Source organism: Escherichia sp. WS3063 (genome assembly GCF_046486595.1).
Taxonomy (GTDB): Bacteria; Pseudomonadota; Gammaproteobacteria; order Enterobacterales; family Enterobacteriaceae; genus Escherichia; species Escherichia coli.
In genome coordinates, this window is sequence record NZ_JBJQKY010000011.1 from 124478 (window position 1) to 133734 (window position 9257).

The 9257-nt window shown below is 50.7% G+C and carries 9 protein-coding genes and 2 pseudogenes; 8 read left to right on the plus strand and 3 right to left on the minus strand.

What is annotated here, in order from left to right; translation table 11 throughout:
* The 8 genes from trpE (at position 1) to ACJHYW_RS13325 (ending at position 8239) form a co-directional block, all read left to right on the plus strand.
* On the plus strand, positions 1–1563 hold the full coding sequence (gene trpE, locus ACJHYW_RS13290; RefSeq protein WP_001194633.1) for an anthranilate synthase component I: 1563 nt from the start codon (positions 1–3) through the stop codon (positions 1561–1563).
* Positions 1563–3158: a bifunctional anthranilate synthase glutamate amidotransferase component TrpG/anthranilate phosphoribosyltransferase TrpD gene (trpD, locus tag ACJHYW_RS13295; protein ID WP_000763524.1), complete on the plus strand. Its 1596-nt coding sequence runs from the start codon at positions 1563–1565 to the stop codon at positions 3156–3158. The genes trpE and trpD overlap by 1 nt, the downstream gene beginning before the upstream one ends.
* Positions 3159–4520 (plus strand): bifunctional indole-3-glycerol-phosphate synthase TrpC/phosphoribosylanthranilate isomerase TrpF, encoded by a 1362-nt coding sequence (trpCF, locus tag ACJHYW_RS13300; RefSeq protein WP_000983885.1) that lies wholly within the window; start codon positions 3159–3161, stop codon positions 4518–4520.
* Between the two features lie 11 nt (positions 4521–4531).
* Positions 4532–5725, plus strand: coding sequence for a tryptophan synthase subunit beta (gene trpB / locus ACJHYW_RS13305; protein WP_000209513.1), 1194 nt, complete (start codon positions 4532–4534; stop codon positions 5723–5725).
* A complete protein-coding gene (gene trpA, locus ACJHYW_RS13310; protein ID WP_000443096.1) occupies positions 5725–6531 on the plus strand; it encodes a tryptophan synthase subunit alpha in 807 nt (268 codons plus the stop codon). The genes trpB and trpA overlap by 1 nt, the downstream gene beginning before the upstream one ends.
* A 390-nt stretch (positions 6532–6921) precedes the next feature.
* The gene (locus ACJHYW_RS13315; protein ID WP_000807651.1) at positions 6922–7101 is read left to right on the plus strand and encodes a general stress protein; all 180 of its coding nucleotides are present in this window, start codon (positions 6922–6924) and stop codon (positions 7099–7101) included.
* An 85-nt stretch (positions 7102–7186) separates the two neighbouring features.
* Entirely contained in the window at positions 7187–7687 is a 501-nt protein-coding gene (locus ACJHYW_RS13320; protein WP_001056497.1) for a ferritin-like domain-containing protein, read from the plus strand.
* Positions 7688–7732: 45 nt separating this feature from the next.
* Positions 7733–8239, plus strand: coding sequence for a ferritin-like domain-containing protein (locus ACJHYW_RS13325; protein WP_001079500.1), 507 nt, complete (start codon positions 7733–7735; stop codon positions 8237–8239).
* Between the two features lie 59 nt (positions 8240–8298).
* Here ACJHYW_RS13325 and ACJHYW_RS13330 read toward each other — a convergent pair.
* The 3 genes and pseudogenes from ACJHYW_RS13330 to ACJHYW_RS13340 all read right to left on the minus strand — a co-directional run.
* Positions 8299–8424 (minus strand): annotated as a pseudogene (locus tag ACJHYW_RS13330) (OmpW family outer membrane protein); the annotation flags it as partial.
* 222 nt (positions 8425–8646) lie between these two features.
* A pseudogene (locus ACJHYW_RS13335) lies at positions 8647–8916 on the minus strand (DUF4376 domain-containing protein); the annotation flags it as partial.
* 96 nt (positions 8917–9012) lie between these two features.
* Positions 9013–9257: tail fiber assembly protein (locus tag ACJHYW_RS13340; RefSeq protein WP_280741111.1), on the minus strand; the 245-nt coding region annotated here is incomplete at its 5' end.

Genomic DNA, 9257 nt, shown 5'->3' on the forward strand with positions numbered 1-9257 from the left:
ATGCAAACACAAAAACCGACTCTCGAACTGCTAACTTGCAAAGGTGCTTATCGCGACAACCCGACTGCGCTTTTTCACCAGTTGTGTGGGGATCGTCCGGCAACGCTGCTGCTGGAATCCGCAGATATCGACAGCAAAGATGATTTAAAAAGTCTATTGCTAGTGGACAGTGCGCTGCGCATTACAGCATTAGGTGACACTGTCACTATTCAGGCACTTTCCGGCAATGGCGAAGCTCTGCTGGCATTACTGGATAACGCCCTGCCTGCGGGTGTGGAAAATGAACAATCACCAAACTGCCGCGTGCTGCGCTTCCCCCCTGTCAGTCCATTGCTGGATGAAGACGCCCGCTTATGCTCCCTTTCGGTTTTTGACGCTTTCCGCATATTGCAGAATCTGTTGAATGTACCGAAGGAAGAACGAGAAGCAATGTTCTTCGGCGGCCTGTTCTCTTATGACCTTGTGGCGGGATTTGAAGATTTACCGCAATTGTCAGCGGAAAATAACTGCCCTGATTTCTGTTTTTATCTCGCTGAAACGCTGATGGTGATTGACCATCAGAAGAAAAGCACCCGCATTCAGGCCAGCCTGTTTACTCCAAATGAAGAAGAAAAACAACGTCTCACTGCTCGCCTGAACGAACTTCGCCAGCAACTGACCGAAACCGCGCCACCGCTGCCGGTGGTTTCCGTGCCGCATATGCGTTGTGAATGTAACCAGAGCGATGAAGAGTTCGGTGGCGTAGTGCGTTTGTTGCAAAAAGCGATTCGCGCCGGAGAAATTTTCCAGGTGGTGCCATCTCGCCGTTTCTCTCTGCCCTGCCCGTCACCGCTGGCGGCTTATTACGTGCTGAAAAAGAGTAATCCCAGCCCGTACATGTTTTTTATGCAGGATAATGATTTCACCCTGTTTGGCGCGTCGCCGGAAAGTTCGCTCAAGTATGACGCCACCAGCCGCCAGATTGAGATCTACCCGATTGCCGGAACACGCCCACGCGGTCGTCGTGCCGATGGTTCACTGGACAGAGACCTCGACAGCCGCATCGAACTCGAAATGCGTACCGACCATAAAGAGCTTTCTGAACATCTGATGCTGGTGGATCTCGCCCGTAATGACCTGGCTCGCATTTGCACACCCGGCAGCCGCTACGTTGCCGATCTCACCAAAGTTGACCGTTACTCTTACGTGATGCACCTGGTCTCCCGCGTTGTTGGTGAGCTGCGCCACGATCTCGACGCCCTGCACGCTTACCGCGCCTGTATGAATATGGGGACGTTAAGCGGTGCGCCGAAAGTACGCGCTATGCAGTTAATTGCCGAAGCAGAAGGTCGTCGACGCGGCAGCTACGGCGGCGCGGTAGGTTATTTTACCGCGCATGGCGATCTCGACACCTGCATTGTGATCCGCTCGGCGCTGGTGGAAAACGGTATCGCCACCGTGCAAGCCGGTGCTGGCGTAGTCCTTGATTCTGTTCCGCAGTCGGAAGCCGACGAAACCCGTAATAAAGCCCGCGCTGTACTGCGCGCTATTGCCACCGCGCATCATGCACAGGAGACCTTCTGATGGCTGACATTCTGCTGCTCGATAATATCGATTCTTTTACTTACAACCTGGCAGATCAGTTGCGCAGCAATGGTCATAACGTGGTGATTTACCGCAACCATATTCCGGCGCAGACCTTAATTGAACGCCTGGCGACGATGAGCAATCCGGTGCTGATGCTCTCTCCTGGCCCCGGTGTGCCGAGCGAAGCCGGTTGTATGCCGGAACTCCTCACCCGCCTGCGCGGCAAGCTGCCAATTATTGGCATTTGCCTCGGTCATCAGGCGATTGTCGAAGCTTACGGGGGCTATGTCGGTCAGGCGGGCGAAATTCTTCACGGTAAAGCGTCGAGCATTGAACATGACGGTCAGGCGATGTTTGCCGGATTAACAAACCCGCTGCCAGTGGCGCGTTATCACTCGCTGGTTGGCAGTAATATTCCGGCAGGTTTAACCATCAACGCCCATTTTAATGGCATGGTGATGGCGGTGCGCCATGATGCGGATCGCGTTTGTGGATTCCAGTTCCATCCGGAATCCATTCTTACTACCCAGGGCGCTCGCCTGCTGGAACAAACGCTGGCCTGGGCGCAGCAGAAACTAGAGCCAACCAACACGCTGCAACCGATTCTGGAAAAACTGTATCAGGCGCAGACCCTTAGTCAGCAGGAAAGCCACCAGCTATTTTCAGCGGTGGTGCGTGGCGAACTGAAACCGGAACAACTGGCGGCGGCGCTGGTGAGCATGAAAATTCGCGGCGAGCACCCGAATGAAATCGCCGGGGCAGCAACCGCGCTACTGGAAAACGCCGCGCCGTTCCCGCGCCCGGATTATCTGTTTGCCGATATCGTCGGTACTGGCGGTGACGGCAGCAACAGTATCAATATTTCTACCGCCAGTGCGTTTGTCGCCGCGGCCTGCGGGCTGAAAGTGGCGAAACACGGCAACCGTAGCGTCTCCAGTAAATCCGGCTCGTCGGATCTGCTGGCGGCGTTCGGTATTAATCTTGATATGAACGCCGATAAATCGCGCCAGGCGCTGGATGAGTTAGGCGTCTGTTTCCTCTTTGCGCCGAAATATCACACCGGATTCCGCCATGCAATGCCGGTTCGCCAGCAACTGAAAACCCGCACCCTGTTCAATGTTCTGGGGCCATTAATTAACCCGGCGCATCCTCCGCTGGCGTTAATTGGTGTCTACAGCCCGGAGCTGGTGCTGCCGATTGCCGAAACCTTGCGCGTGCTGGGGTATCAACGCGCGGCGGTGGTGCACAGCGGCGGGATGGATGAAGTTTCATTACACGCGCCGACAATCGTTGCCGAACTGCATGACGGCGAAATTAAAAGCTATCAGCTCACCGCAGAAGACTTTGGCCTGACACCCTACCACCAGGAGCAATTGGCAGGCGGAACACCGGAAGAAAACCGTGACATTTTAACACGCTTGTTACAAGGTAAAGGCGACGCCGCCCATGAAGCAGCCGTCGCGGCGAATGTCGCCATGTTAATGCGCCTGCATGGCCATGAAGATCTGCAAGCCAATGCGCAAACCGTTCTTGAGGTACTGCGCAGTGGTTCCGCTTACGACAGAGTCACCGCACTGGCGGCACGAGGGTAAATGATGCAAACCGTTTTAGCGAAAATCGTCGCAGACAAGGCGATTTGGGTAGAAACCCGCAAAGAGCAGCAACCGCTGGCCAGTTTTCAGAATGAGGTTCAGCCGAGCACGCGACATTTTTATGATGCACTTCAGGGCGCACGCACGGCGTTTATTCTGGAGTGTAAAAAAGCGTCGCCGTCAAAAGGCGTGATCCGTGATGATTTCGATCCGGCACGCATTGCAACCGTCTACAGAAATTACGCTTCGGCAATTTCGGTGCTGACTGACGAGAAATATTTTCAGGGGAGCTTTGATTTCCTCCCCATTGTCAGCCAAATCGCCCCACAGCCGATTTTATGTAAAGACTTTATTATCGACCCTTACCAGATCTATCTGGCGCGCTATTACCAGGCTGATGCCTGCTTATTAATGCTTTCAGTACTGGATGACGAACAATATCGCCAGCTTGCCGCCGTCGCCCACAGTCTGGAGATGGGTGTGCTGACCGAAGTCAGTAATGAAGAGGAACTGGAGCGCGCCATTGCATTGGGGGCAAAGGTCGTTGGCATCAACAACCGCGATCTGCGCGATTTGTCGATTGATCTCAACCGTACCCGCGAGCTTGCACCGAAACTGGGGCACAACGTGACGGTAATCAGCGAATCCGGCATCAATACTTACGCTCAGGTGCGCGAGTTAAGCCACTTCGCTAACGGTTTTCTGATTGGTTCGGCGTTGATGGCCCATGACGATTTGAACGCCGCCGTGCGCCGGGTGTTGCTGGGTGAGAATAAAGTGTGTGGCCTGACGCGTGGGCAAGATGCTAAAGCAGCTTATGACGCGGGCGCGATTTACGGTGGGTTGATTTTTGTTGCGACATCACCGCGTTGCGTCAACGTTGAACAGGCGCAGGAAGTGATGGCTGCGGCACCGTTGCAGTATGTTGGCGTGTTCCGCAATCACGATATTGCCGATGTGGTGGACAAAGCTAAGGTGTTATCGCTGGCGGCAGTGCAACTGCATGGTAAAGAAGATCAGCTGTATATCGACACTCTGCGTGAGGCTCTGCCAGCACACGTCGCCATCTGGAAGGCTTTAAGTGTCGGTGAAACTCTTCCCGCGCGCGATTTTCAGCACATCGATAAATATGTATTCGACAACGGTCAGGGCGGGAGCGGACAACGTTTCGACTGGTCACTGTTAAACGGTCAATCGCTTGGCAACGTTCTGCTGGCGGGGGGCTTAGGCGCAGATAACTGCGTGGAAGCGGCACAAACCGGCTGCGCCGGACTTGATTTTAATTCTGCTGTAGAGTCGCAACCGGGCATCAAAGACGCACGTCTTTTGGCCTCGGTTTTCCAGACGCTGCGCGCATATTAAGGAAAGGAACAATGACAACATTACTTAACCCCTATTTTGGTGAGTTTGGCGGCATGTACGTGCCACAAATCCTGATGCCTGCTCTGCGCCAGCTGGAAGAAGCTTTTGTCAGTGCGCAAAAAGATCCTGAATTTCAGGCTCAGTTCAACGACCTGCTGAAAAACTATGCCGGGCGTCCAACCGCGCTGACCAAATGCCAGAACATTACAGCCGGGACGAACACCACGCTGTATCTGAAGCGCGAAGATTTGCTGCACGGCGGCGCGCATAAAACTAACCAGGTGCTGGGACAGGCGTTGCTGGCGAAGCGGATGGGTAAAACGGAAATCATCGCCGAAACCGGAGCCGGTCAGCATGGCGTGGCGTCGGCCCTTGCCAGCGCCCTGCTCGGCCTGAAATGCCGTATTTATATGGGTGCCAAAGACGTTGAACGCCAGTCGCCAAACGTTTTTCGTATGCGCTTAATGGGTGCGGAAGTGATCCCGGTACATAGCGGTTCCGCGACGCTGAAAGATGCCTGTAACGAGGCGCTGCGCGACTGGTCCGGCAGTTATGAAACCGCGCACTATATGCTGGGCACCGCAGCTGGCCCACATCCTTATCCGACCATTGTCCGTGAGTTTCAGCGAATGATTGGCGAAGAAACCAAAGCACAGATTCTGGAAAGAGAAGGTCGCCTGCCGGATGCGGTTATCGCCTGTGTTGGCGGCGGTTCGAATGCCATCGGCATGTTTGCAGATTTCATCAACGAAACCGACGTCGGCCTGATTGGTGTGGAGCCTGGCGGCCACGGTATCGAAACTGGCGAGCACGGCGCACCGTTAAAACATGGTCGCGTGGGCATCTATTTCGGTATGAAAGCGCCGATGATGCAAACCGAAGACGGGCAAATTGAAGAGTCTTACTCCATTTCTGCCGGGCTGGATTTCCCGTCCGTCGGCCCGCAACATGCGTATCTCAACAGCACTGGACGCGCTGATTACGTGTCTATTACCGACGATGAAGCCCTGGAAGCCTTTAAAACGCTTTGCCTGCATGAAGGGATCATCCCGGCGCTGGAATCCTCCCACGCCCTGGCCCATGCGCTGAAAATGATGCGCGAAAATCCGGAAAAAGAGCAGCTACTGGTGGTTAACCTTTCCGGTCGCGGCGATAAAGACATCTTCACCGTTCACGATATTTTGAAAGCACGAGGGGAAATCTGATGGAACGCTACGAATCTCTATTTATCCGTTTGAAGGAGCGCCATGAAGGCGCATTCGTTCCTTTCGTCACGCTCGGTGATCCGGGCATTGAGCAGTCGCTGAAAATTATCGATACGCTAATTGAAGCCGGTGCTGACGCGCTGGAGTTAGGTATCCCCTTCTCCGACCCACTGGCGGATGGCCCGACCATTCAAAACGCCACTCTGCGCGCCTTTGCGGCAGGTGTGACTCCGGCACAATGTTTTGAAATGCTGGCACTGATTCGCCAGAAACACCCGACCATTCCCATTGGCCTGTTGATGTATGCCAATCTGGTGTTTAACAAAGGCGTTGATGAGTTTTATGCCCAGTGCGAAAAAGTCGGCGTCGATTCGGTGCTGGTTGCCGATGTGCCAGTTGAAGAGTCCGCGCCCTTCCGCCAGGCCGCGTTGCGTCATAATGTCGCACCTATCTTTATTTGCCCGCCGAATGCCGACGATGATTTGCTGCGCCAGATAGCCTCCTACGGTCGTGGATACACCTATTTATTGTCACGTGCGGGCGTGACCGGCGCAGAAAACCGCGCCGCGTTACCCCTCAATCATCTGGTCACGAAGCTGAAAGAATACAATGCTGCGCCTCCATTGCAGGGATTTGGTATTTCCGCCCCGGATCAGGTAAAAGCAGCGATTGATGCAGGAGCTGCGGGCGCGATTTCTGGTTCGGCCATCGTTAAAATCATCGAGCAACATATTAATGAGCCAGAGAAAATGCTGGCGGCACTGAAAGCTTTTGTACAACCGATGAAAGCGGCGACGCGCAGTTAATCCCACAGCCGCCAGTTCCGCTGGCGGCATTTTAACTTTCTTTAACGAAGCCGGAAAAATCCTAAATTCATTTAATATTTATCTTTCTACCGTTTCGTTTACCCCTGTCGAACGTCAACTTACGTCATTTTTCCGCCCAACAGTAATATAATCAAACAAATTAATCCCGCAACATAACACCAGTAAAATCAATAATTTTCTCTAAGTCACTTATTCCTCAGGCTATTGTTAATATATCCAGAATGTTCCTCAAAATATATTTTCCCTCTTTTTTCTCGTTACGCTTAATTTGACTAATACTCATTTGCGACTAATTTTAATGAGTGTCGACACACAACACTCATATTAATCAAACAATGCAACGCAACGCAACGCAACGGGAGAAATAACATGGCCGAACATCGTGGTGGTTCAGGAAATTTCGCCGAAGACCGTGAGAAGGCATCCGACGCAGGCCGTAAAGGCGGTCAGCATAGCGGCGGTAATTTTAAAAATGATCCGCAACGCGCATCTGAAGCGGGTAAAAAAGGCGGTCAACAAAGCGGTGGTAATAAATCAGGAAAATCCTGATTCACCGTTCATTATTAATATCAGCTGATAAAGATAATTGCATCTGCGGGCCGTATGGCTCGCAGTGATTTCACTGGAGAAAAATATGAATATGAAGACCATTGAAGATGTATTTATTCACCTGCTTTCAGACACCTACAGTGCAGAAAAACAATTAACACGTGCACTGGCAAAACTCGCTAGAGCAACATCAAACGAAAAATTAAGTCAGGCTTTTCATGCGCACCTCGAGGAAACACATGGACAGATTGAACGTATTGATCAAGTTGTGGAATCAGAATCGAATCTGAAAATTAAGCGCATGAAATGTGTGGCAATGGAAGGTCTTATTGAAGAAGCTAATGAGGTCATCGAAAGTACCGAGAAAAACGAAGTGCGTGATGTCGCACTGATTGCCGCAGCACAGAAAGTCGAGCATTATGAGATTGCCAGTTACGGGACATTAGCGACGCTGGCTGAACAATTAGGTTACCGTAAAGCAGCTAAGCTTCTGAAAGAAACTCTTGAAGAAGAAAAGGCCACCGACATCAAACTGACTGATCTGGCCCTTAATAACGTAAATAAGAAAGCCGAAAATAAAGCCTGAAATATGAACTTTAACTTTTAGTCATTTTATAAAGAGGACATTTTCATGAATCGTATTGAACATTATCATGACTGGTTACGTGACGCCCATGCAATGGAAAAGCAAGCCGAATCTATGCTTGAATCCATGGCCAGCCGTATAGATAATTATCCTGAACTACGCGCTCGTATTGAACAACATCTTAGTGAAACCAAAAACCAGATTGTTCAACTGGAAACTATTCTTGATCGTAATGACATTTCACGTTCAGTCATTAAAGATTCCATGAGTAAAATGGCTGCGCTTGGGCAGTCAATCGGTGGTATATTCCCTTCTGATGAAATAGTCAAAGGCTCTATTAGCGGATATGTCTTCGAGCAATTTGAAATCGCCTGTTACACCTCACTATTAGCAGCAGCAAAAAATGCCGGTGATACAGCTTCAATTCCAACCATCGAAGCGATTTTAAATGAGGAAAAAGAAATGGCCGACTGGCTGATTCAGCATATTCCGCAAACAACTGAGAAATTTTTAATTCGCTCTGAAACTGATGGCGTAGAAGCGAAGAAATAATACCCTTTATACCATGTCCTTATTGACCCCGTATATTACGGGGTCGTTTTTGTGCGGAATTAAAAACGATATCCTGCTGAGAACATAAACACCCACGGATCGAGGCGTACGCTATCGTGTTGCTGTGCACCGCCCAGTTTATAATTGGCGGTGGTATCGATATCCATGTACCACACTGGTAGGTTTCAAAAAACACAATAACCAATTGTATTTGAAGCAAAAAACAAGACTTTGAGATGTTTTTTTTGTACCTTTTTTTATGCTTTTAACTGTCTGATTTTATTGAAATCTTTTTTAGTTTTGCAGAAGGAATTTTTTACTTGATTGTAACTTTTTCGTTTTTTTGGGGCTAATTGACGCGCAATGCTGGGCGGGGAGCGCACAGCCAAAAAAACCGAAATTGACCGCTAATTACTGCCAATCATCATCGCTCTGATTGAGCGTAAATCATTCAGGTTATTCAGTTCTTCCTTCTGCTCTCGCTGACGTCAATAAATCCCATCATTGCGATCAACCTCATCCTTAACCATTGATGCGAGCAGTTCTTCCAGTTTCTGCGCTGACAGCTTTACCTGGTGATCTTCAGCATCTTCCCGGGCTATTGTGGTTCGCGCAGTGGCTGATTTTGCTGACATCACCACAGGGGGCAGACGGACCATTGAACCATGGCCTCCGGAACAAATAAGGGCAAAAATAACAACCACTATCGAAAGCTCACAAACTAACCGCAGCACGTTCCTGCATACGACGTGTCTGCGGCATAATCCCAATGATTACTCCCTGACAGGATTTGCAGGCCACTCAATATCAGGTGCAGTTGATGTATCAACACGATTCAACAATACCCGATATTTATTCCATGCCTCCAGCAACGATCTTTCTTCCTCCGTTGCGATTTCCAGATCTACAGCATCCTGCAGTGGCGCAATATACTCACTGAATTCCTGGATGTAGAACTGTGTGGTGACGGTCTTCCAGCCATTCGGCTCCTGCTGTATCGAAGCATACCAGGCTATTT

Bases quoted from the DNA above. Each gene is read 5' to 3' on its own strand.
- trpE (WP_001194633.1), top strand. From the start codon at position 1: ATGCAAACACAAAAACCGACTCTCGAACTGCTAACTTGCAAAGGTGCT.
- trpD (WP_000763524.1), top strand. From the start codon at position 1,563: ATGGCTGACATTCTGCTGCTCGATAATATCGATTCTTTTACTTACAAC.
- trpCF (WP_000983885.1), top strand. From the start codon at position 3,159: ATGATGCAAACCGTTTTAGCGAAAATCGTCGCAGACAAGGCGATTTGG.
- trpB (WP_000209513.1), top strand. From the start codon at position 4,532: ATGACAACATTACTTAACCCCTATTTTGGTGAGTTTGGCGGCATGTAC.
- trpA (WP_000443096.1), top strand. From the start codon at position 5,725: ATGGAACGCTACGAATCTCTATTTATCCGTTTGAAGGAGCGCCATGAA.
- ACJHYW_RS13315 (WP_000807651.1), top strand. From the start codon at position 6,922: ATGGCCGAACATCGTGGTGGTTCAGGAAATTTCGCCGAAGACCGTGAG.
- ACJHYW_RS13320 (WP_001056497.1), top strand. From the start codon at position 7,187: ATGAATATGAAGACCATTGAAGATGTATTTATTCACCTGCTTTCAGAC.
- ACJHYW_RS13325 (WP_001079500.1), top strand. From the start codon at position 7,733: ATGAATCGTATTGAACATTATCATGACTGGTTACGTGACGCCCATGCA.